Annotated in this window: 15 protein-coding genes and 4 pseudogenes; 8 read left to right on the top strand and 11 right to left on the bottom strand. The window is 59.5% G+C overall.

Annotation, left to right across the window (positions count from 1 at the left end):
* Nucleotides 1–79: 79 nt before the first annotated feature.
* A complete protein-coding gene (locus ABIN98_RS28275) occupies nucleotides 80–2,374 on the top strand; it encodes an NADP-dependent malic enzyme (protein WP_346915515.1) in 2,295 nt (764 codons plus the stop codon).
* Between the two features lie 51 nt (nucleotides 2,375–2,425).
* Here ABIN98_RS28275 and ABIN98_RS28270 read toward each other — a convergent pair whose 3' ends face one another.
* A complete protein-coding gene (locus ABIN98_RS28270; RefSeq protein WP_346915513.1) occupies nucleotides 2,426–3,928 on the bottom strand; it encodes an EAL domain-containing protein in 1,503 nt (500 codons plus the stop codon).
* A 542-nt stretch (nucleotides 3,929–4,470) separates the two neighbouring features.
* Here ABIN98_RS28270 and ABIN98_RS28265 point away from each other — a divergent pair.
* Nucleotides 4,471–5,820, top strand: coding sequence for a DEAD/DEAH box helicase (locus ABIN98_RS28265; protein WP_346915511.1), 1,350 nt, complete (start codon nucleotides 4,471–4,473; stop codon nucleotides 5,818–5,820).
* A gap of 663 nt (nucleotides 5,821–6,483) precedes the next feature.
* Here ABIN98_RS28265 and ABIN98_RS28260 read toward each other — a convergent pair.
* Nucleotides 6,484–8,166, bottom strand: coding sequence for an electron transfer flavoprotein-ubiquinone oxidoreductase (locus ABIN98_RS28260; protein WP_346915509.1), 1,683 nt, complete (start codon nucleotides 8,164–8,166; stop codon nucleotides 6,484–6,486).
* Nucleotides 8,167–8,497: 331 nt separating this feature from the next.
* Between ABIN98_RS28260 and ABIN98_RS28255 the strand changes: the two genes are divergently transcribed.
* The 4 genes from ABIN98_RS28255 (at nucleotide 8,498) to ABIN98_RS28240 (ending at nucleotide 11,583) form a co-directional block, all read left to right on the top strand.
* Complete coding sequence (locus ABIN98_RS28255) at nucleotides 8,498–9,427, top strand: uracil-DNA glycosylase (protein ID WP_346915507.1); 930 nt, start codon at nucleotides 8,498–8,500, stop codon at nucleotides 9,425–9,427.
* A 294-nt stretch (nucleotides 9,428–9,721) separates the two neighbouring features.
* Nucleotides 9,722–10,339 carry a PilZ domain-containing protein gene (locus ABIN98_RS28250; RefSeq protein ID WP_346915505.1) on the top strand — a complete coding sequence of 206 codons (618 nt, stop codon included), beginning with the start codon at nucleotides 9,722–9,724 and terminating at the stop codon, nucleotides 10,337–10,339.
* A 158-nt stretch (nucleotides 10,340–10,497) separates the two neighbouring features.
* A complete protein-coding gene (locus tag ABIN98_RS28245; protein WP_346915503.1) occupies nucleotides 10,498–11,355 on the top strand; it encodes a S49 family peptidase in 858 nt (285 codons plus the stop codon).
* 36 nt (nucleotides 11,356–11,391) lie between these two features.
* The gene (locus ABIN98_RS28240; RefSeq protein ID WP_346915501.1) at nucleotides 11,392–11,583 is read left to right on the top strand and encodes a hypothetical protein; all 192 of its coding nucleotides are present in this window, start codon (nucleotides 11,392–11,394) and stop codon (nucleotides 11,581–11,583) included.
* A 251-nt stretch (nucleotides 11,584–11,834) separates the two neighbouring features.
* Here ABIN98_RS28240 and glyS read toward each other — a convergent pair whose 3' ends face one another.
* Nucleotides 11,835–13,922, bottom strand: a complete 2,088-nt coding sequence (gene glyS, locus ABIN98_RS28235) for a glycine--tRNA ligase subunit beta (protein WP_346915499.1) — start codon at nucleotides 13,920–13,922, stop codon at nucleotides 11,835–11,837.
* A 374-nt stretch (nucleotides 13,923–14,296) separates the two neighbouring features.
* On the opposite strand from glyS, the gene ABIN98_RS28230 reads away from it, so the two are divergent.
* Nucleotides 14,297–15,799 (top strand): EAL domain-containing protein, encoded by a 1,503-nt coding sequence (locus tag ABIN98_RS28230; RefSeq protein WP_346915497.1) that lies wholly within the window; start codon nucleotides 14,297–14,299, stop codon nucleotides 15,797–15,799.
* A gap of 7 nt (nucleotides 15,800–15,806) precedes the next feature.
* On the opposite strand, the gene gltS is transcribed toward ABIN98_RS28230, so the two are convergent.
* From gltS to ABIN98_RS28200, 6 genes and pseudogenes are all read right to left on the bottom strand, one after another.
* Entirely contained in the window at nucleotides 15,807–17,021 is a 1,215-nt protein-coding gene (gene gltS / locus ABIN98_RS28225; RefSeq protein ID WP_346915495.1) for a sodium/glutamate symporter, read from the bottom strand.
* Nucleotides 17,022–17,097: 76 nt separating this feature from the next.
* Nucleotides 17,098–17,892: a DUF2207 family protein gene (locus ABIN98_RS28220; protein WP_346915493.1), complete on the bottom strand. Its 795-nt coding sequence runs from the start codon at nucleotides 17,890–17,892 to the stop codon at nucleotides 17,098–17,100.
* A 519-nt stretch (nucleotides 17,893–18,411) separates the two neighbouring features.
* The gene (locus ABIN98_RS28215; RefSeq protein WP_346915551.1) at nucleotides 18,412–18,654 is read right to left on the bottom strand and encodes a DUF2207 domain-containing protein; all 243 of its coding nucleotides are present in this window, start codon (nucleotides 18,652–18,654) and stop codon (nucleotides 18,412–18,414) included.
* A 145-nt stretch (nucleotides 18,655–18,799) separates the two neighbouring features.
* Nucleotides 18,800–18,946: pseudogene (locus tag ABIN98_RS28210) on the bottom strand (DUF2207 domain-containing protein); the annotation flags it as partial.
* Nucleotides 18,933–19,067, bottom strand: coding sequence for a hypothetical protein (locus tag ABIN98_RS28205; RefSeq protein WP_394701649.1), 135 nt, complete (start codon nucleotides 19,065–19,067; stop codon nucleotides 18,933–18,935). The gene ABIN98_RS28205 and the pseudogene ABIN98_RS28210, both read right to left, overlap by 14 nt.
* An 11-nt stretch (nucleotides 19,068–19,078) precedes the next feature.
* Nucleotides 19,079–19,635: pseudogene (locus tag ABIN98_RS28200) on the bottom strand (LemA family protein).
* A gap of 962 nt (nucleotides 19,636–20,597) precedes the next feature.
* Between ABIN98_RS28200 and ABIN98_RS28195 the strand changes: the two are divergent.
* Nucleotides 20,598–21,065 carry a hypothetical protein gene (locus ABIN98_RS28195; protein WP_346915491.1) on the top strand — a complete coding sequence of 156 codons (468 nt, stop codon included), beginning with the start codon at nucleotides 20,598–20,600 and terminating at the stop codon, nucleotides 21,063–21,065.
* Nucleotides 21,066–21,169: 104 nt separating this feature from the next.
* On the opposite strand, the pseudogene ABIN98_RS28190 reads toward ABIN98_RS28195, so the two are convergent.
* Nucleotides 21,170–22,162, bottom strand: a pseudogene (locus ABIN98_RS28190) (glycine--tRNA ligase subunit alpha).
* A gap of 119 nt (nucleotides 22,163–22,281) precedes the next feature.
* Nucleotides 22,282–23,523, bottom strand: a pseudogene (locus ABIN98_RS28185) (MFS transporter).
* Nucleotides 23,524–23,688 lie beyond the last annotated feature (165 nt).

Here is a 23,688-nt window from a genome sequence, read left to right as displayed (position 1 = left end):
ATAAGGAATTTGAGTTCCGCGTCGGCAACGCACAGGCAAGCCGAAGGCGATTTGGTATGATGGAAGAGAGGCGGCAGCCATGAGCGACGACAAGACCACCGGCAGCGATCTGACCGAAGCCGCCCTGTTCTTTCACCAGCATCCGAGGCCGGGGAAACTCGAAATCCAGGCGACAAAGCCGCTCGGCAACCAGCGCGACCTGGCGCTGGCCTATTCTCCTGGTGTCGCTGCGCCCTGCCTGGAAATCGCGAAGGACCCGGCCAAGGCGGCCGATTATACGGCTCGGGGCAATCTGGTCGGTGTGATTTCCAACGGCACTGCCGTTCTGGGGCTCGGCGCCATCGGTCCGCTGGCGTCCAAGCCGGTCATGGAAGGCAAGGCGGTTCTGTTCAAGAAATTCGCCGGCATCGACGTGTTCGATATCGAGGTAGATGAGCGGAATGTCGATCGCTTCGTCGATGCGGTTGCGGTGCTCGAACCGACCTTCGGCGGCATCAATCTGGAAGACATCAAGGCGCCCGAATGCTTCATGATCGAAGCCAGGCTGCGGGAGCGGATGAACATCCCCGTGTTCCATGACGACCAGCACGGAACGGCGATCATCGTCGGTGCGGCTGTCCGCAACGGCCTGGAACTGGCGGGCAAGGATATCTCGGAAGCGAAGATCGTCGCCTCAGGGGCAGGGGCGGCAGCGCTTGCCTGCCTTAACATGCTGGTGAGCCTGGGCGCGAAACTGGAAAATATCTGGGTCACGGATATCGAGGGCGTCGTCTACGAGGGCCGCGAGGCGCTCATGGATGAATGGAAATCGAAGTTCGCGCAAAAGACCGACAAGCGGACCCTGGCGGAGGTCATCGATGGAGCGGATGTCTTCCTCGGCCTGTCCGCGGCCGGCGTTCTCAAGCCGGACATGGTCGCCAAAATGGGTAAGGGCCCACTGATTCTGGCGCTCGCCAATCCCAATCCGGAAATCATGCCGGAAGAGGCTAGGGCCGTCCGTCCCGATGTGGTGATGTGCACCGGCCGGTCCGACTATCCGAACCAGGTCAACAACGTTCTGTGCTTCCCCTACATCTTCCGCGGCGCGCTGGATGTCGGCGCGACCACGATCAACGAGGAGATGAAGCGCGCGGCCGTCGAGGCGATCGCGGGTCTTGCCCGGGAAGAGCCGTCCGACGTGGCCGCCCGTGCCTATGGCGGGGCGACGGAAACCTTCGGACCGCACTATCTTATTCCCTCGCCCTTCGATCAGCGCCTGATCTTGCGGATCGCGCCGGCGGTTGCCAAGGCGGCCATGGAAACCGGCGTCGCCACCCGGCCGATCGAGGATTTCACCGCCTATCTGGACCGGCTGAACCGCTTTGTCTTCCGCTCCGGCCTGATCATGAAGCCGATCATCCAGGCGGCGACCCAGGATCCGAAGCGGATCATCTATGCCGAAGGCGAGGACGAGCGGGTTCTGCGCGCCGCCCAGGTGCTGATGGAAGACAAGATCGCCAAGCCGATCCTCGTCGGCCGTCCGGATGTCCTGCAGGCCAGGTGCGAGCGTTTCGGCCTGAAGATCCGGCCGGGCGAGGATTTCGAGTTCATCAACCCGCAGGACGACCCCCGATACCGGGATTATGTCGACGAGTATTTTTCCTGCGTTGGCCGAAAGGGTCTGCCGCCCGATGCGGCGCGGACGATCGTGCGCACCAATTCCACCGTCATCTCCGCGCTTGCTGTTCGCAGGGGCGATGCGGATGCGGTGATCTGCGGCCTTGAAGGCCGCTTTATCCGCCATCTGCGCGATATCCGCCAGGTGATCGGCATGCGCGACGGCGTCCGCGACCTGTCGGCGCTCTCGCTGCTGATCAGCAGCCGTGGAGCGGTGTTCCTGACCGATACCTTCGTGTCGGAGGATCCCGGAGCGGAGGAACTGGCCGAAATGGCCCTGTTGGCGGCGGAAGAAATTCACCGCTTCGGCATCGAACCCAAGGCTGCCCTGCTGTCCTTGTCGAACTTCGGGTCTCGAGATACGGCCTCCTCCCGCAAGATGCGGGAGGCGCTGGAAATCCTCTGGCAGTCTCATCCGGATCTGGAAGTGGACGGCGAGATGCACGGCGACGCCGCGTTGAACGAGCTTCTGCGCGAGCGCGTGATGCCGAACGGCAAGCTGAAAGGCGAGGCGAACCTGCTGCTCTTCCCGAACCTGGATGCGGCCAATATCGCTCTCAACCTATTGAAGGTGTCCACCCAGGCGCTTCATGTCGGACCGATCCTGCTCGGAACCGCGAAACCGGCACATATCCTGACCCCGTCGGTTACGTCGCGCGGCGTGGTGAATATGTCGGCGCTGGCATGTGTGGAAGCTCAGAAGCGGGCTGTCATCTGACGGAAATCCGCTCGCTGCGCCACCCGAGGTGCAAGCCGTCGTCCTTGCGGATCAGGCAGACATCTGCCGGCTCTGCTCGGTATCGGACGCTGGCCCTGTGCTCAGCAAGGCGAGGGCCTGCTCCTGCGGAACCGCCTTGCCGAACAGGTAACCCTGGCCGAAACTGCAGCCCAGTTGCTTGAGATCGTCGAGCTGGCTTTCCTGCTCGATGCCTTCGGCCGTCGTGGTGATACCCAGGCCGGTTGCCAGAGCAACCGTGGTTCTGACGATCTTCGATTTCTTTTCGTCCTGCTCCAGGCCGGAGACGAAAATCCGGTCGATCTTGATCTTGTCGAAGGTCAAGGCGGATAGTTGCGCCAGGCTGGAATAGCCGGTGCCGAAATCATCCAGGGCGACGCGGATACCGGAACCGCGCAGTTCCTGGATCATGGCCGCTGCCAGATCGGTGTCGCGCACCAGGGCGCTTTCGGTGATCTCTATTTCCAACCGGTGGGGACTGAGCCCGGTTTCTCCCAGGATCTTGAAGATCTTCAGGCCCAGGTAGCGGTCTTCCAGCATCAGGGGCGAGATATTGAACGCAAGATGAACCTGTGTCGGCCACGCCATAGCGTCCTTGCACGCCTGGCGGAGCAGGTGTTCCGACAGGTCCGAAATCAGCCCCGTATTCTCGGCGATGCGGATGAACAGGTCCGGCGAGATGAAACCGTCCTCCGGCGTGTACCAGCGGGCGAGGGCCTCGAAGCCAACGATGGCACCAGTCTTCAACTCGACGAGCGGCTGGTAGTAAGGAGCGATATCGTCATTGGCCACCGCGGTCCTCAGCTGACGCTCGATGCGCGTACGCCGGGCGAGATCCTCGTTGATCTCCGGTCGAAACTCCACATAGGAATTGCGTCCCTGCCGTTTGGCGACGCTCAGCGCAAGGATAGCCTGTTTGACCACGTCCTTCAGCCTCAGGCCGTGTTCGGGATAGCTTGAAAGGCCCACGCAGGCACCGACGGAAATCTGCGTCCCCTTGATATCAAAAGGCCTATTCAGCAGGCTGATCAGGTCTTCGGCCAACTTGCGGGTTTGCTCGGGGTCGGTGCAGTCCTGGCAACGGTTCGATGCCGTGCAGCCAGCGATGATCAGAAATTCGTCGCTTCCGAGGCGTAGGAGCAGGGCCTCCGGCATGAAATCGGTAAGCCTTTTGGCAATGTCGATCAGCAGCATGTCGCCGCCGTCAGGCCCGACCGTTTCATTGACCTTCTTGAAGCCGTCGAGATCGAATGAAAGGACCCCGTAACCCGCCTTGCCGAACGTGCTTTCGGCGATTTCGGGAGCTTTTTCTTCCAGAAACCGGCGGTTGGGCAACCGTGTGAGAAAGTCGTGATAGGCGATCCAGTCGGCCTTGGATTCGGCCAGCGAACGCCGCCCCTGTTCACGTCTCAGGTCGAGGAATTTGCGAAAGCCGAAGGCGTAGCCGGCGCAACCGACCAGAAGCACACCGACGATGAGGCCGTCGATGCTGGAATGCAGCCGCGAATGCCATCCTTCCGGCAGAAGCGTGAGCATTCCGGTGGCCCGCGTCGCAACAAGTGCGACACAGGCAAAAAATCCGGCCAGCAATCCATAGCGGATAAATTTACGCTTGTTCGGTATTTGGATATCTTCTCGCATCAGGACGGCTCGGACAAATCCGAATAATTTTCAGGTGGTAATATTGCCAGTGCAATACTTTGGATTGTCTTAACAGCCGAAAGGGACGTCCCCCTAGCCTCCTTCAGAGAGCACGATATCCCTTGACTTTGCAGTGCACAAATCCGATATAGAGCCAATTGCATTCGACCGCCGCGTGAGCGGTCTGCACAAGAGCGCTGACGTAAAGGCGCTGAAGCTTGAGCAAGATGCAGTCTCAATCGGTTTAAAAAACCGGCAATCTCCTGAGTTCCCATTTCACGCGGGGTTCTGACGATCGGCGCGGCCTGAGCGGACAATCCAGTCCCAGGTGAGTGCGCCTGTCGTAACCGCACTATTATCCTCCGCTGCCAACAGGCCGTGGAGCCTTGGCGCATTTTGCTTCAATCAGGCGGAATGCAGTTCCAGAAGGGTATAACTTGACAGAATTTCAATCGCTTGGCCTCTCCGATCAACTCCTGAAGGCCATCGAGGCGAACGGCTACGAAACGCCGACGCCGATCCAGAAAGACGCAATCCCGCTGATCCTTAAAGGCGAAGACCTGATGGGCCTTGCCCAGACCGGTACCGGCAAAACGGCAGCCTTCGGCCTGCCCCTGGTGGAGCGGCTCCTGGCTCATCCCGGGAAGGCGGAACCGAAAGGCGCCCAGGCGCTGATCCTGGCGCCGACCCGCGAACTGGTGAACCAGATCGCAAAGAACCTGGTGTCGTTCGTGCGCGGCACGCCGCTCAGAGTGACATCCGTCGTCGGCGGCGTTTCCATCAACAGCCAGATCAAGCGCATGTCGCGCGGCACGGATATTCTCGTTGCGACGCCCGGGCGTCTTCTTGATCTGGTCGACCGCAATGCCGTGACCCTCGGGAGCGTTTCGTTCCTGGTTCTCGACGAGGCCGATCAGATGCTCGATCTCGGTTTTATCCATGCCCTGCGCAAGATCGCCGCGCTGGTTTCGAAAAAACGCCAGACACTCCTGTTCTCGGCCACCATGCCGAAACAGATCAATGAATTGGCGCAGTCCTATCTCACCGATCCGGTGCGCGTCGAGGTTGCCCAGGCAGGCAAGACCGCGGACAAGATCGATCAGTCCGTCCATTTCATGGATCAGAAGGCCAAGACGGACTTCCTCGTTTCGACGCTGTGCGACCGGCCCGATGACATGTCGCTCGTCTTCTGCCGCACCAAGCACGGTGCCGAACGCCTGATGCGCAAGATGGTCGCATCCGGCATCAAGGCGGGCTCCATTCATGGCAACAAGAGCCAAAGCCAGCGCGAAAGGGCCATCAAGGGCCTTCGCGAAGGACAGATCAAGGTTCTCGTAGCAACCGACGTCGCCGCCCGGGGCATCGATATTCCCGGCGTCAGCCACGTCTACAATTTCGAGCTGCCCGAAGTACCGGAAGCCTATGTCCACCGGATCGGCCGGACAGCGCGTGCCGGTGCGGACGGCGAAGCCGTGGCCTTGTGCTGCCCGGAAGAAATCGGTCTTTTCCGCCAGATCGAAAAGCTGATCGGTATTACGATCGAAGTCGCCAGCGGCGATGTTCCGCCTGCGAGCGCGGCGGTTTCTCCCGGCAAGGGGCGGGGCGGAAATCGCGGCCGCCAGAACAATGGTGGCCGAAGCAATGGTGGCCAGAACAACGGTGGTCGCAACAACAGCGGTCAGGGCAGGGGCGGAAAGTCCCGGTCCAATGACAACGACAACGCTGCCTCCCGGCAACGTCGGGCAAAGGCGAAACGGCCTGTCCGCCGGCGCACTGAAGCTGCATAAGCAATAGTTTCGGAACGGTTCCACGACCGGTGGCGGACTGCCACCGGTCGTCGCTTTCGCGCTGCGATTCCGAACGCATGAAAATTCTCCATCTGCATTCGAAAAAGCGTTTGACCGCTTGTTTGCTTGTATGTATACAAACGCACATAAGTAACGCAAGGGAACTTGCGGGTGTCTATGACGAGTGAATTGGTTAAATGGGGCGCCGATTGGTAAGTTGGATTTTCCGATCCGGTAAGTCGACCTCATTGCCAATTGAGCTTCGGCCGCTTTGAAGTCACAGAATACTGCGTAAAAGTGTATGTTCAGCCTTCTTGTCGAACATGGCTGGATGGGCGCAGCCGGTTTTGCTGCTCTTAATGTCGCGGCGGAAATCGGGCGACCTATCGTGGAAAAATTCTCAGGCGATCGACTTCGGTTCCTGGCTTGTATGTATACAAAATCTTGTGGTGGCGGGCAAATGTCCGGGTTCCGTTTCAACAAGACGAACGCATAGTTCGCGGGAACTCACATGACCTTTGACAACCGCGACCGGCAGCGCCGAGTCCCCTCGGCGACCCGCCGGATAATGACCCATCGGCCACAAGCAAACGGCACCGGGATCTTCCTCCCGGTGCCGTTTTTATTTGTATGCTGCCAATGATAGTCCGGCAGAAACGAAGCTTACATATTCGGGTAGTTCGGCCCGCCCGTCCCTTCGGGAACCGTCCAGGTGATGTTGCCGTTGGGGTCCTTGATATCGCAGGTCTTGCAGTGGACACAGTTCTGCGCGTTGATCTGGAACCTTGGTGCGTCTTCGCCTTCTTCGACCCATTCGTAGACCCCGGCGGGGCAATACCGGTTTGACGGGCCTGCAAAGACGTCGTGCTCCGACAATTTCTGCAGCGCTTCGTCGCCCACCTTCAGATGAATCGGCTGATCTTCCTCGTGGTTGGTGTTCGACAGGAACACGGAGGAGAGCTTGTCGAAGGAGATCACACCGTCCGGCTTCGGATAGTCGATCTTCGGGCAATCCTTGGCCAGCTTGAGGCTGGCCGCATCGGTCTTGCCATGCTTCAGGGTGCCGAAGAAGGAAAAACCGAACAGCTCGTTGGTCCACATGTCGAGACCGCCGAAAGCGATACCGAGCACGGTGCCGAACTTGGACCACAACGGCTTCACGTTGCGGACGGTCTTCAGATCTTTGCCGATCTCGCTTGCCCGCCAGGCAGCGTCATAGCCGGTCAATTCCGTATTGGCTTCGCCGCGGCCGATAGCGGCCATGACTTCTTCCGCCGCCAGCATGCCGGACAGCATGGCGTTGTGGGAGCCCTTGATCCGGGGCACGTTTACCAGGCCTGCCGAACAGCCCATGATCAAGCCACCCGGGAAGGAGAGCTTGGGAACAGACTGGTAGCCACCTTCGGTGATCGCCCGTGCGCCATAGGCGATGCGCTTGCCGCCCTCGAACGTGTCGCGGATGGCCGGGTGGGTCTTGAAACGCTGGAACTCGTCGAAAGGCGACAGCCACGGATTCTGGTAGTTCAGGTGCAGCACGAAACCGACCGCCACCTGATTGTCTTCAAGATGGTACAGGAACGACCCGCCGCCGGTCTTGCCGTCGAGTGGCCAGCCGAAGGAGTGCTGAACGAGGCCTGGCCGATGTTTTTCCGGGTCGATCTGCCACAGCTCCTTGATGCCGATACCGTACTTCGGCACGTCGCTGTCCCGGTCGAGGGCGAATTTCGCGATCAGTTCCTTGGCGAGCGAACCGCGCGCGCCTTCTCCGATCAGCGTGTATTTGGCGCGCAGTTCCATGCCGCGGGTAAATTGCGCATTGGGCTTGCCGTCGCGGCCGATGCCCATGTCGCCGGTGGCGACACCGACAACGCGGCCCTCTTCGTCATAAAGGATTTCGGCGGCTGCGAAGCCCGGATAGATCTCGATGCCGAGCGCTTCAGCTTTTTCCGCCAGCCAGCGGCAGACGTTGCCGAGCGAGACGATGTAGTTGCCGTGATTGTTCATCAGTTTCGGCATGAACATGTTCGGCAGGCGAATGGAACCGGCCGGCCCGAGAACCAGGAAATGATCGGCCGTGACCGGGGTCTTGATCGGCGTGTCTTCCTCCCGCCATTCCGGCAGCAGCTTGTCGAGCCCGATCGGGTCGATGACGGCACCGGACAGGATATGGGCGCCGACCTCGGAGCCTTTTTCCAGCACGACAATGCTGGGCTCCTCGCCCTTCTCATCGGCAATTTGTTTCAGCCGGATCGCGGCAGCCAGACCGGCCGGGCCGGCGCCGACGATAACGACGTCAACGTCCATGCTCTCGCGTTCGCCAAGCTCTGCCCCATCCTGTTCGGACATTGAGTTCTCCCTCGCTTGAAATCCGGTCCTGGCCGGATCATACCGTTTTGCATCATCTGCCGGCGGAACGCACGACCCTATCGGCAGACCTGCCCCGATCAAGTGCGAAATTCGGCTTATAACTTCGAAACGCACATAGACTGAAAAGTCTTTCCGCCGTCAAGTCTGGGAGTGACGCTTACGTAAGCGGAATTTTTCTTGCGAGGTGAGGTACCCGAAACGAGTCATTCTGTTGGACAAGCGGTTCTCCGCGGATAAAACAGCCTGTCTTCGCTTTGTTTCCGGACATGGGAACGAATAGAATACCTGCGGAGGCCATAGGGTACAGTCGATGGATCAGGCAAACAGGGAACTTGAAGCGCTGCTGGATTTTTATCTGGCAAGCGGGATCGATTGCCTGTTGGAGACGGATCCGGTCGATCGTTTCGCCGAAACCGCTAGGCTCGCCGAAAGGCGGGCGGCCGAACAAGGGTTTCGCCCGTCCGACCGTCCGGTTCAAGGGGCAGGTCCGGCTGCGGCCCAGTCACCCCTTTCCCGGAGGCCGGGAGCGGATCGAACCTTCCCGCAAGCGGCCCCTGCCGCTCCGGTGCCGCAGCAGGGCAACGAGGCTTCCGGTGGCGGGACTTCGGTGGTTCTCCCAAATGCGTCAACCGTTGAATCCGCACGCGATGCCGCCCGAAATGCTTCTACACTCGATGAGTTGCGTGCCTGTCTGGAAGGATTTGACGGCTGCAATCTGCGTTTGACGGCAAAAAACCTTGTCTTTGCCGACGGGAACCCGGAGGCTCGGGTCATGTTCGTCGGTGAAGCCCCCGGACGGGATGAGGATTTGCAGGGCAAACCCTTTGTCGGTCGCTCCGGCCAATTGCTCGACAAGATGCTGAAAGCGATCGGACTGGACCGGTCAGCTGCCTATATCGCCAATGTCGTGCCCTGGCGGCCGCCGGGAAACCGGACGCCGACACCGCAGGAAACGGAGATCTGCAAGCCGTTCATCCTGCGCCAGATCGAGCTGGTGAACCCGGATATATTGGTATTTCTTGGATCGGCCTCCGCGAAAACCTTGCTGGGGACCCAGGAAGGGATCAGAAAATTGCGCGGACGCTGGATGAGTTATTCCACCACAGGTGAGGAAATAGCCTGTGTCGCAACCTATCACCCGGCCTATCTTTTGCGCAGTCCGCTTGAAAAAAGGCAAACGTGGCAGGACTTTCTGTCGATTAAGCAAAAGCTTGATGAAAAACGTCTGGCTCAAAGTTAACAATATCTAAGTCTAAATATATTTTTCGACTTTAATTATGGATTCTTGAAAATACGTTATATGGAGAATTTTTACAGGCGCGTTAACCTGAAGTTTGCATCGGGCGGGTATCTCCTTAAAGAGTTCTAAGGGAAATTGCTCGTGACCGCTTTGGCGCAAAACATACCTGAAGGCGCAACGCTGGCCGTTCTGATCGTCGATCTGGAGCGTCTTCTTTGCATTGAGGGGTCCGCATCGGACTTTTCCAGTTCCGGCTGCAGCATTCTCTCCCACCGCGTGAACGAACTGAACGAAATGATCGGTCTGCGCGTGGACGGCCTGGAAAAGATGATCAAGGGCCGGATCACCTATGTTACGGACGGTGAAGCCAAGGTTCTCTTCGATTTCAGCGAATCGAGCAAAGACCAGGAAAAACGGAAAGAGCAGCGCCGTCCCGTGCATATTCCGGCCCGTGTCAGCGACTTGTCCGGCAATGCCTCCATCCATTGCGTCATATCCAATGCCAGCAAGAACGGCTGTCGTCTCGAGGGAAAAGGCGTCGGGCATCTGCCTGATGACATTTTCCTGCGTATCAATGGATTGGATTTGCCTGTACGCGGCAGCATTGCGTGGCGTGGACCCGAATGCGCCGGCGTCCGCCTGTGCTGGCAGTTTACATCGGGCAAGGAAATGAAGCCTGTGCTCAATGACATGAATCCCATGCATAAGGGGGTGGCAAGACGGGCTGCGGATTACGGGCCGGCAAAGCGGCGGACGAACGGCGCTGGAGACAAAGCCAGGCCCGAAGTGATCGCCGAGGAAATCGAAAGAACGGCTGAAGAACAATCCGTCCGTGAAGTGAAACGCGCCGAACGCAAGGCTCGGCGCGCCGAAGCAGGTGCTTTTGGAGCGCGCAAGGGCGCTCAGCACTGATTCCGGCCGAAATCCCTTAAACTCGATTGCACGGAACGCCGGGTCCCTCTTGGAGGAGATCCGGACCAGTCGGTTCGAATTCGTGGTCGGATGGGTTATATTCGGAAGCGATTGGCACTATATGCCTTTCGATAAACTCTTCCGGAGCTTCTGTTTCCTTGTTCGATAAATTGCGCAAACTGCTTCCCAAGGCTCTTCGAAAAGACAAGACGGTTATCCCGGTCGTCCGCCTTCAGGGCGCGATCGGCATGGTGACGCCACTGCGTCCCGGCTTGTCGCTGGCCTCCGTTTCCCAGCCGCTTGAGAAGGCTTTCGCCATGAAAGAGGCGCCTGCGGTGGCGCTGATCGTGAACTCTCCCGGCGGGTCGCCGGTGCAGTCGCGGCTGATCTTCAAACGGATCCGCGATCTGGCGGAGGAAAAGGAAAAGGACGTGCTCGTCTTCGTGGAAGACGTGGCTGCGTCCGGCGGCTACATGATCGCCCTAGCCGGCAACGAGATTTACGCGGACCCGTCTTCCATCGTGGGCTCCATCGGCGTGGTCGCCGCCGGCTTCGGCTTTCCCGACCTTCTGAAGAAGATCGGGGTCGAGCGCCGGGTTTATACTGCCGGCGAAAAGAAGGTGATCCTGGACCCGTTCAAGGAAGCCGACCCGGACGACATCGAGTTTCTCAAAGGACTGCAGCAGGAAATCCACGAGGTCTTCATCGATATGGTGAAGTCCCGTCGGGGAGACATTTTGTCCGATGACGAAGAGCTCTTTTCAGGTAAGTTCTGGACCGGCGGCAAAGCCCGGGAGCTGGGCCTCATTGACGAGATAGGCGACCTGCGCGGTGTCCTGAAAAAACGGTTCGGCGATAAGGCGGAGCCCAAGCTGATCTCCGCGCCGCGCGGGCTGTTCGGCCGCAAGAGCGGGGTCGGTGTCGCGGCGCAATTGCTGGAAAGCCAGAGCGGACTTGCCGACGAGATGATATCATCGCTTGAAGCACGCGCATTGTGGCAGCGTTACGGGCTTTGAAGCTTCAGACCGGGCAGGGCCGGCGGTGGAGGTGACATGACGGAACTACTCGGATTTGCAGCCCTCGCCGTCGGTGGCTACTGGGTCGTGAACCGCATGAAAAAGAAAATGGCCGAGGTCGAAAGACGATTGTCCGAGGCCGCCGCCGCGGCCAAAGGCCCCAACGGCGAGCCGGTCAGGACCCTGAAGCAGGACCCGGAAACAGGCCGTTACCGGCCCGAGCAGTAACCGGCTTCCAAGGGACGAAAAGGTGGCCTAGCCGGCCGCCTGAGGTTGAAGACAAACCCTGATTTAGTCATCCCGGACGAAGCGTAAGCGGAGATCCGGGATCGGCGAGCCGAGGTTCCGGCGAACCGAGGTCTATGTCACCTCAATCCTGCTGAAATTGTTAGGCATTTGCCTCGCCGGCCCCGGCCCGCGCTGTCGCTTGGCCGGGGTGACTACGGAGAGGAAAGGCTTTGCCAGCAGGCTGAGGTAGCCTAGCCGGCTACCTTGGCGAAATCCGCAACCACATGGGTGGCGTCGCGGATTTCCGATAGCAGCCGCAGCCGGTTGAGACGAATTTCCGCCTCATCCGCGTTGACCAGGATATCCTCGAAGAACCGGTCCACCGGCGCCCGCAGCTTCGACAGCGCTTCCATGGCACCTGCAAAATCTTCCCGCTCCACCGCAGTCTCGGCATCGGCGCGAGCCGTGTCGATGGCCGCTGCGAGATCGACTTCCGCCTGTTCCTTGAAGTGATCGGCATGCGGCCGACCGGTCACGGCCGCGCCGTCCTTCTTTTCTTCCGCCTTCAGGATATTGACCGCGCGCTTGTAGCCCGCAAGCAAATTGGCGCCGTCCTCTGTCTCCAGGAACTTGCCGAGCGCCTCGACCCGCTTGACGACCATCAGCAGGTCGTCCTGGCCTTCCATGGCAAAGACCGCGTCGATCAGGTCATGACGTGCGCCTTCGTCCTTCAGATATACCTTGAGCCGGTCGGCCAGGAAGGCGAGGAGGTCGGCGACGATTGCATCCGGGTTTGCAACGTCGGACTTGACCCGTCCGAGCGCCGCGCGGATCAGGCCTGACAGGCGCAGACGCAGATTGTTTTCCAGAATGATCCGGATCACGCCGAGCGCGGCACGGCGGAGCGCGTAAGGATCCTTGGAGCCCGTCGGTTTTTCGTCGATGGCCCAGAAGCCGGCCAGCAGATCGAGCTTGTCGGCGAGCGCTACGGCAATGGCGACCGGGTCGGCCGGAACGGTGTCCGAAGGGCCCTGCGGCCGGTAATGATCCTCGATGGCCGTTGCAACGGACGCATCCTCGTCCTGGGCTGTCGCATAGTAGCGGCCCATCAAGCCCTGCAGTTCGGGAAATTCGTAGACCATGGCGGAGACCAGGTCGGCCTTGGCGAGCGTTGCCGCGCGTTTGGCCTTGGTCGCGTCGGCGCCGACCAGCGGCGCGAGTTCGGCGGCCAGTGTCTCCAGCCGTTTCACCCGCTCGCCCTGGGAACCGAGCTTTTCATGGAAGACGATGCCGTCGAGCTTCGGCAGGTTGTCGGCCAGCTTCGTCTTCAGGTCCGTGTCCCAGAAGAAGCGCGCGTCGGAAAGACGGGCACGGATGACCTTCTCGTTGCCGGCGACGATCTCCTTGCCGTCATCGGTTGCCTCGATGTTGGAGGTCAGCACGAAGCGGTTCGCCAGGTTCCCGGTCTTCGGGTCCTTGAGCACGAAGCATTTCTGGTTGGCCCGAATGGTCAGCCGGATGCATTCGTCCGGGATCTCAAGGAATTCCTCCTCGAAGGTTCCCGTCAGCACCACCGGCCATTCCACAAGGCCGGCGACCTCTTCCAGCAGGCCTTCGTCCTCGACCAGTTCCAGCCCCAGGGCGAAAGCGCGGTCGCGGGCATCATGCACGATGATGTCCTTGCGTCGGTCTGCATCGAGCACGACCTTGTGCTTTTCGAGCGTCGGGGCGTAATCGTCGAAGCGGCGCACATCGAAAGCCTTGTCCGCCAGAAAACGGTGGCCGCGGGTGGTCTTGCCGGAAACAATACCATCGACTTCGAAGGGAACCACGTCCGGCTCTTCGGTTTCCGGGCCGAAGGTCGCGATAATGGAATGCAAGGGACGTACCCAGCGCATCTGGCCGGTGCCCCAGCGCATGGATTTCGGCCACGGGAAGCCGCGGATGATGCCGGGCATGAAGTCCGCGATGACGTCGATGGCGTTGCGGCCCGGCTTTTCGATCACGGCGACGTAGAACTCGCCCTTCTTCGGGTCGCTCTGAATTTGCGCCTGATCGGTCGATGCCAGGCCGGCTCCGCGCAGAAAGCCTTCGATGGCCTTCTCCGGTGCATCGACGCGCGGGCCCTTGCGTTCTTCCCGGGTCGCGGCGGATGCCACGGGAACACCGGCCACATGCAGGGCAAGCCGGCGCGGGGTCGCAAAAGCCTTGGCGCCTTCATAAGGCAGGCCGGCCTCGACCAGGGCATTGGTCACCAGGGACTTGAGATCATCGGCGGCGCGGCGCTGCATGCGCGCAGGGATTTCCTCGCTGAATAGTTCAAGCAGGAGATCGGGCATCGGAATTACATAGCCTTCGGTAGAGCGGGATCCATCGGATCGGTCGGCTCGTCCGTTAGCAAGTCCGCCCGGTCTTGTCACCCCCCTCTTGGGACTGCAACGGAAATTTGCCGCCGCCGGATCTGTCGGCGCCCCGGCCTTCACGAAAAGGAAGGTCATGTATTTGGACTGAATACTTTTGCGGAGGCGGAGCATTCCGGGTGAAACTATCAAATTTAGGTATTCGGCTTCATTGTTCCTCAAGGAAAGTCGGCGAAAATCTCCGGTCCAAGCATCTCAATGTCAAGGCGAAGCGGCGCAAAGTGAAATATCCCTTCAAAAAGCCTTCCCGATCTCAATGGTTGGTGCTTGGCGCTGCTTGTGCGGTGCCGGTATTGGGATTCCTGATCGCGCAGGTCCGTCCGTTTTCTTACCTTCCGCCCGAAGACAGCGCCCGGCACCACATGATGGAAGTGCTGGTCAGCATTCTGGCATGCCTGATCCTTTTCGGCTTTTTCCTGGGCGCCCGGCAGGTGATCGGACTGCGGCGGGATTTGCGTGAACGCAAGGCGGAGCAGCATCAGGCGCTTCAAATGGCGCAGCACGATGCTTTGACCGGGTTGCCGAACAGGCGGAAATTTCAGGATGCCCTGATCGAACTGACCGGATATCTGGCGCCGGATAAGTATCGGGCCGTCATGATGCTCGATATGGACGGCTTCAAGACGATCAACGATGTCTACGGCCATGGCTTCGGCGATGCGCTCCTGGCCGGCTTTGCCGAACGGTTGCGCAGGACGGTCGGTGAGGATGGCGTCGTTGCCCGTTTCGGCGGCGATGAATTCGCGATCATCACGCCCGAGATCGCCGATAAAGGCGAAGCGGCAAGTCTGGCGAACCGGATCCTTCAGCGCATCCAGGAAGCCTTTGTCCTTGAGTCCAGACAGGTCACGATCGGCAGCGGTATCGGCATCGCCATTTTTCCTGACGACGGATATTCGCCGGCCGAACTGCTGCGGCGCGCGGATATCGCTCTGTACCGGGCGAAGACCTCCGGCCGATCGTCCTACTGTTTCTTCGAAGTCGACATGGACGCGACGATCCTGCACACGACATTGCTCGAGCAGCGGTTGCGCAATGCCATCGAGAACCGGCTGATCAAGGTCTATTACCAGCCGATCCTCGATCTCGGGACACGGGAGATTGTCGGCTTTGAGGCACTGGCCCGATGGTCGGACCCGGATTTCGGACAGGTCTCGCCCGCCCAGTTCATACCGATTGCCGAGGACTGCGGCCTGATCGGAAGTCTGACGGAAGCTCTTCTGAACGAAGCCTGCTCCGTCGCCAGAACCTGGCCGGCGTACATCGGCCTGAACTTCAACATATCGCCGCTGCAGCTGCAGGATCTGTCCTTCCCGCTGAAAATCATCTCGGTGCTGGCGGAGACCGGCTTGCCTCCCGAACGGCTGACCCTGGAAATCACCGAAACGTCGCTGATGGGGAATGCGGATACCGCGCTTGTCATCCTGCGGCAACTCTCGGACGCAGGGGTTCAAATCGCGCTGGACGATTTCGGAACCGGGCATTCCAGCCTGACTTATCTGCGTGATTTTCCGATCAACAAGGTCAAGATCGACAAGTCCTTCACCATGCACATGGCCGACAGCAAGGAATGCGAGGCTATCGTTGAATCGGTTCTGGTGCTGTCACGGGGGCTCGGCGTGGAAGCTGTTGCCGAAGGGATCGAGCAGCCGGAGGTTCTGCGGAAGCTGAACGACAGCGGCTGTGCCTTCGGCCAAGGCTTCCTGTTCGGTGCCGCCCGGCCACAGGAAAAGATCGCCGAGCTGCTTCGGGTCACCGATAAGCCGGAAGCGGACCGAGCACGCCACAGGGCCTGAAAGTGTTCTAGCCTAGAAACAACCAGATGATCGCGGCATTGCTGAGGTCGACGAAAAAGGCGGAAACCAGCGGCAGGATCAGCAGCGCCTGGGCGGCGGCACCGTATTGCTTCGTCACCGCGGACATGTTGGCGATGGCGGTCGGAGTCGCGCCCAAAGCGAAGCCGGCAAAGCCCGCGCCCAGAACCGCCGCCACGTAATCCCTGCCCATGACGGGAAACAGCACGAAGACGATAAACAGCGCTGCGCAGGCGATCTGGGCGGCCAGAATGACCATCATCGGCGCTGCAAGCTCCGCAACGACCCACAATTGCAGTCCCATCAGGGACATGGTCAGAAAAATGCCGAGGGCAAGATCGGAGATGACGGCCAGGGACTTCGATCGGGCGGGCCATTTCATGTTCTTGAAAACGAACGGCACCGTGTTCGACAGGACAATCCCGCAAAAAAGGCAAACGACAAAGAGCGGCAGTTCCAGTCCGACCTCGGACAGGACTTCCTGAACGGCCACCCCGAGGGCGATCGCGATATTCAGGACCAGCAGACTGCGCATCAGGCCGGTATGGGTGACTTCGGCAGTCGCCTCCGTATCGCGCTCCAGGCCGATGATCGGGACTTCCTCGTGGACCGACGGGTCCGGTTTCGCGCCCCTGCGATTGATCAGGTAATCGGCAACGGGTCCGCCCAGAAGGCTGGCCGCGATCAGGCCGAGCGTCGCGGTGGCGGCCCCGATCTCGACAGCACCTGTCACGCCATAGCTGTCGGCCAGGGTCGGTCCCCAGGCGATCGCCGTTCCATGGCCGCCGACCAGAGCGATCGTTCCGCCAATCAGCCCGAAGCCGGTCGGCTGCCCCATGGAGAGCGCGAGCCCTACGCCGATCCCGTTCTGCAGCACCATGAAGCCTATGGTCAGGAGCAGCAGCTTCAAAAGGGGGACGCCGCCGCGCGCCAGATCGCCGAACCGGGCGTTCAGACCGATGGCCGTGAAAAAATAGAGCAGCAGGAAATCCCGGGTCTGAAGCGAAAAGGCGACCTCGCCGCCGGTGATGAGGTAGTAACCGAGGGCGACGATCGCGACGAGCAGGCCGCCGGAGACCGGTTCGGGAATATTATAGGCATTGAGAAAGGCAATGGTTCGGTTGAGCCGCACGCCCAGGAAATAGACGATGATCGCGATATTGAAACTCGCGAACTCGCCGATCGTTACAGGATCATGATCCATGCCTGCTCTCCAGGTTGTCCATCGGATCGTTGCCGATCATTCATCCGGGCATGCCCGGCCTCAACTGCTTTACGGGCTACCAGCCGCCGCCGCCGCCCCCGCCGCCCCCGCCGCCGGAAAAACCGCCTCCGCCGGAAAAGCCCGAACTCGATGACTTGGGCGCAGGCAGCGAGGTGCTGAAGCTTCCCGCCATCGCGCCGGTCACGTCCTTCATGGAACCGGCGATGTTGTGGGCATCGAACCCGTGGCCGGAATACCATGCCGGAGCATAGGATGCGGCGACCGCCGCTCCGGCCGCCGTCAGAAGCCATGCCTGGAACGCATTCGACCAGGGTTTTTCCACGCCGAGCGCAACCGCATAGGGCAACAGCGTTTCGAAGTGGGAGGGGCTCATGTCCGGAGCGCCCTCCATGTTCATCCGGTCTTTCTCGGCAACCGTCAGGTACAGCTTCAGGCCCTCTATCTCGTCGAGAACCTTTCGGCCGAGCACGGTCGGCGCGCCCAGCAGATAGTAGAACAGCAGGTTGCTGGCAACCAGCGCGACGGCAAGCGCCGGAAGCAGAGGTATTCCGAAGTCGCCGCTGAAGAGGAGGGGAACGGCGCTGACAAGAATGGACATGCCGAAGCCGAAGATCATGAAAATGGCGGCGATCTTCGCGAAGATATTGCCGGAGCGCCGAAAAAGCTTGCCGAAATTGACGGAGAAAACCGTTACGAAAACCCCGATAAAAAGAACCGGCATGAACAGCGCAATCTGATCTTCGGACAAGTTGCCGAAGACCACCAGCGCGATTGCGGCCAGAGCGCTCAGGATCGCGCCGGGGATCACGTAACCCCAGTTCTTCTTGAAATACCGCGCCCCGGTTTTCATCTTCGATCGCGGAGCGGAACTTGCTTCCGAGTGTCTGGACCGACTTGCCGTTGTCCTTGTTGATCGTGAGCGGGCTGCCGCGATTCCGCAGCCACCGGTTCACTGCCGCTTCGCCCCTGGGAAGAGGATCATCCCATGCATTTCTCGGATTGCCGTCCGGCTTCGGAACAAGCGTGACCGTATCGCCGGGCGCCTCCAGAACCAGCCGGCCTTTCACGGCAAGGTTCAGGCAGGCCGCCGACAGCGCCTTCCAGCCGCCGTCGCCGAAACCGCGGTTGGTGACGTAGTTGGCAAGGGCCGGAGAAATCCCTTCCGGCGCCTTGAAGCGCGGGAAGATCACGCCTTTCGGCGGATCGCGGCCGCACCTGCCACCAGGCGATCAGATAATAGGCAAGCACCAGAAGCACACCGAGGCTGCCGACGATCTCCGCCCGGTAATCCATGAGGAAGTAGGCCGCTTCCTGTTCCGCCCCTCCGGTGGAGTGATACGACGCCCTTCGGCATCGCCACCGACGATGCTCAGGCCTTCCTGCGGCCCGAGCGGGCGTGTGGTCCGGAACAGGACACTGTTGCCGCCATCCTCGGCTGCCGCCGTATAGGCGGTACCCTTGGCGCCGTAACGCCCGGTAAAGGCGGTCCATCTGGTGGCCCCTGGCGCCCGTGGGCAGGATGACCCGCGCATTCGGCCTTGTCGATCGGAAAGATCCATTCGTTGCCGGTGGCGTTCCAGTAAACCTCGTCGTGATCGTCGAAGAACCGGATCTGACGGGTCGTCTCGTAGCTCAGCGTGTAGGTGTAAGGTGCCGGAGGCGAGAAACACGTCCTCCTTGCCGATATAGATGCGCACGCCGCCGGAGGAACGCCTCACCGAATGCGGTTCCGGGCTGCCGTCGCGCAACACTTCCTTTAGCTCGAAACCGGCTTTTTTCTCCCGCCCGTTTGCATCCCGAAAGGTCAGCGGAATGTCCCTGTAGATCCCGCGCTTGATGTTCCGGCCCTCCGCCCGAATGGTGATCTTTTCCGTGACGGTCAGGATGCCGTCATGGGCGACCACGATGGTGGAGCCGAAATTTCAGGATGCGTTCGTCGGCGAGAGCGTGGGTAAGGGCCGCGAAGAAGGCGAGACAGCCGAAGACAAGCGCTGTCAGGCGGCGGGAAATACGGAAGCCCGGCATGGCCAGCCCCTTCAGAAACTGACTTTGGGAACGGCCCTGTCGGCGGCATCCTCGATTTCGAAATACTCGCGCTTTTTCGAATTTGAACTGTGAAGCGATCAGGTTGGAAGAAAGCTTTCGACCATGACGTTCAGGCCGCGCACGGCGCCGTTATAGTAGCGCCGCGCCATTTGCAGGGCGTCCTCGATCGCGTCGAGCGAAGCGTGAAGGTCCTGGAAATTCGTGCTGGCCTTCAGGTCCGGATAGGCCTCGGCCACGGCAAAGAGCCGCCCGAGCGCCTGGGACAGCATGCCTTCGCCTGTGCCGGCCTGCCACGTCGCCGGAAGGGACACTGGCCCGCCTTGGCGCGCATCTCGGTCACCTCTTCCAGTGTTCCGCGTTCATGGGTCGCGTAGCCCTTCACGGTTTCCACGAGGTTGGGAATGAGGTCGGCCCGGCGCTTAAGCTGGACATCGATGCCGCTCCAGCCTTCCTCCACCATCTGCCGCTTTTGGACGAGCTGATTGTAGAGGGTGATGACATAAAGGCCGATCAGAATCAGTAGGCCGAGGATGATCCAGGTCGTCATGAAGGCGTGCTCCGCAATCGATTTTTGCGAAGGCTAGCGGTTCAGCGTAAAATTGTCATCTGTCGGGGTACGTAGCAGACCTTTTAGTGATTAGTGGTCGTCTATGTTATTATTTTATTTGCAAAGTCGGGAGCTGAGGAGGAGCTAAGGACACTTTTCATGTAGTTTTTTCGATTTCAGCCGGTGAAAGGCGCATGGAAATAGCATGAGGATCAGTTAGATTTAAATATATTGGGCCTGCCTTCACCCGATTTTCGTGAAATATTCCGCCTTTTTCAGGGGGGCTAGAATGGCCGTAAACATATTAGCCGCAGATATGTGGGTGTTATAATGGGATTTCAGCGACCCAAATGAGCGCTTTCGCAGATTTCTCAGCACTGCCAAACCTCGCTTTCAGAATTTTTTTGACAGCACACTATTGTATGGACGAAGTGGTGATCCCGACCCAAGACTTTATGTCTTTGGCGGTCATAATTCAAAGCTTAGGCCCTGAGCCGACTGCTCTCTTTGCTCGATGAAAACGTAATAAAAATAGCGCGGGCGAAAGGTTCACTATGCTACCTTGGGAATGGTTCCGGTTTGCGCTCGTTTACGCTCGGGCGAAGAAGATAATCAAGGCGCCGTCTCTGGTCCGAAAGAAGAAGCAATAGCTTGGGCACTAAAAGGGGGCTGGTATCGTAGATAGTAGGCAGTCTAAGGTACTTCTAGATAAAATTTATAATAATACTATTGAGCTGGATCTTAAGAATTCTTATGAGGAAATTAGAGGGGAGACGTATAATGATATATTAAGATCAGAATATTTTATTCAAGAGCTCAAGTTCCCAGAAGACCTTTTCTAGCCTGCCCGGAATAGAGCCTAAAGGTCTAACCGTATATAATGGGTTCTCGCATCGATAAATTCGGAAGCAATCAGATCGACTCCTTGTTGGGCTGTCGCTCACAGTTTTCAAAATTTGGAAATGAAACTTGCTAATTTAGCAGAGTGTTCAGACGTATCCACGAATACTCCCATCGGTCATTTACTCCGGGGAAAACAAGAACGGATAAACGCGGCGAAAATGCACGCAGGTCAGGTACGTCTGTTCGAATTGACAGAAGTGCCAGATGTTGGAAGTTGGGCTTTAGAAAATCCGAATAAAATTGAGAAGCTTTTAAAACTGCGTAGTTCAAGATCTGGAACTAGTTTCAGAAATTGGTTTCATGCTGAAGCAATTAAAGAAAACCCGGACATTGCTAAATCTTACATAGAACTCCTGAGTGAAACCAATGCATTCAACTCCACCCCTATGCGTGTCGTTAGGTTCCTATGCACAGCTGCCTGGGCGGCAATTGAACCAATTTCAGGCACAGCTGCTACAATTGCAGATAATTTTCTAATGGGTAAAAGCGAAGCATGGCGTCGCCAAAATTCTTCATTGAGAACCTAAAGCAATTGCCAAAGAGATGATCAGGCACCTTGGGTTTTGCTTAAGCCTAATTTGGCTTCATGAAATGGAAGAAAGATTAGAGTTGCACCTTTGCAAGGACGAACTCAGCCCTCGTAGCCGACGCCGCCGGCTTCCGTTTCCAGGAAAGCCCGCACCGCAGGCTTTCGCCAGCTCGCGCACGCGCAGGATATAGCTCTGGCGCTCGGTCACCGAGATGACACCGCGCGCGTCCAGCCAGATTGAACAGCATGGCTGGCCTTCAGGCAGTGGTCGTAGGCCGGCAGCACCACCTGATGCACCGGTGCGCCGGCGTCGTTCCCGGGCCTTCGGCGCCGAACGTCGCAGGATCGCCTGGCACTCGGCCTCGGCGTCCTTGAAGTGGCTGGAACAGCATGTCTCGTGTCGACGCGATCTTCGAAGTTGAAGGCGGGAGATACTGCTGCTCGGCCTGCCAGGAAGACGTCGCCGGTAGGTGACCTTGCTCGTCGCCTGGTCTTTCGGCACGCCGTCCCAGTCCAGGTCATAGACGTTCTCGACGCCCTGGACGTACATGATCTAGGCGTTCAAGGCCGTAAGTCAGCTCGGTGGAGACCGGGTTGAACAGTCGATGCCCGCCGACCTGCTGGAAATAGGTGAACTGCGCTGACCTCCATGCCGTCGCACCAGCACTTCCCAGCCCAGACCCCAGGCACCCAGGGTGGGGCTTTCCCAGTCGTCCTCGACGAAGCGGATGTCGTGCGACCAGGGGGTCGATGCCGATGGCCCTAGAGCGAATTCGAGGTAGAGCTCCTGGCTGTTCGCCGGGCGAGGGCTTCAGGATCACCTGGAACTGGTAGTAGTGCCTGCAGGCGGTTGGGGTTCTCGCCGTAGCGCCCGTCGGTCGGCCGGCGCGAGGGCTGCACATTAGGCCGCCTTCCACGGGCGCGGTCCGAGCGAGCGCAAGGTGGTTGCCGGATGAAACGTTCCGGCGCCCACTTCCATGTCATAAGGCTGAAGCGCGACGCATCCCTGATCGGCCCAGAACCGCTGCGGGTCAGGATCAGGCCTTGAAAGGAATTCTGGGGGCGCATGTGCGCCGGGATGGCGTCGTTCGACATGAGAAGCTTTCTCGGTGGATGATAGGCAGGGCCGTTATTCGGCGCGACAGGTGCCACGGCGGCGGCGGAAGGTCAAGACACCGGCGAGCCGGCGCATCACCCCAGATCCCGGTCTGTCCTTATTCCGCCGGTTGTCCGGCAAGCCGTGCGACAGGCTGCTCCTTGATCGGCCAGTGAAATGACCGCGGCGAAGAGACCGAGCGCGATGCCCATCCACCAGATGGCGTCATAGGATCCGGTGGTGTCGTAGAGATAGCCGCCCAGCCAGACGCCGAGGAACGAGCCGATCTGGTGGGAGAAGAAGACGAAGCCGAACAGGGTCGCCATGTAGCGCGGGCCGAACATGACCGCGACGAGGCCGGAGGTCGGCGGCACGGTTGAGAGCCACAGGAAACCCATTGCGCCGGCGAACAACAGCACCGTCAGAGGTGAAGCAGGGACCAGGATAAACACCGTGATGGCGATTGCCCGCGCGAAATAGATCAGCGACAGAAAATGCGACTTGGAATAGCGCCCGCCGACATAGCCGGAGATCAGCGAGCCGGCGATGTTGCACAGGCCGATCAGGGCGATCGCAATCGCGCCCCACGACGGGTCGAGGCCGAGATCCGCGATATAGGGCGGCAGATGGACGGTGATGAAGGCGACATGGAAGCCGCAGACGAAGAAGCCGAGTGTCAGCAGAATGAAGCCCCGGGTGCCGAAGGCTTCGGCCATGGCCTGGGTCAGGCTCTGGTCGGGGCTCAGACCCATGCTGGCCGGCGCATGCGGGCGGCCCTTGAGCGCGATGGCCAACAGCGGAATCGCCATGAGAAGGCCGGAAAACACGATCAATGTTTCCTGCCAGCCGATACCCTCGATCAGGAAGTTGCCGAGCGGGGCAAAGACGAATTGTCCGAGTGACCCCGACGCGGTGCCGATGCCGAAGGCGATTGACCGCTGCTCGGGTGTCACCACCCGGCCGAAGGAGGCAATCACCAGGGAGAAGGAGGAAAAGGCAATTCCCAGGCCGATCAAGACGCCGGCGGACAGGTGCAGGGCCACGGGCGTTTCGGCATTTGCCATCAACAGCAAGCCGATCGCGTAGAGAACGGCGCCGAGGCTCAAGGGTCTTCCAGGTGCCGTAGCGGTCAGCCATCATGGCCCGCCACCCGGCTGCGCGGCGCCCCAGATCAGGTTCTGGATGGCGATGGCAAGCGCGAAGATTTCCCGGCTCCAGTCATGGCCGCGGTCATCGGCTGAAAAAAGAAACCCATGGCTGAGCGCGGACCGAACGACAGAAGCGCGATCACGCATCCGCATACGATCACCAGGGGCACGTTCGGGCCGCTTTTGACGGGGTAGAATGTATCGTTGGACATGAGATCCCGCAGCTGCGGCGGTAGCCGCTGTTATTCATCGTTACCTTACGATAATCGCGCTGATGGATAGGAGAAAGCGATTTTTTCTGATTAATTCATAAATGTTTGAATGAATTGGGAGGTGCCTCCCGAACGGAAGCGGCGGGGCTATATCGTCGACCAGAG

Source organism: uncultured Roseibium sp. (genome assembly GCF_963675095.2).
Taxonomy (GTDB): Bacteria; Pseudomonadota; Alphaproteobacteria; order Rhizobiales; family Stappiaceae; genus Roseibium.
This window is presented reverse-complemented; position numbering and strand designations above follow the sequence as displayed.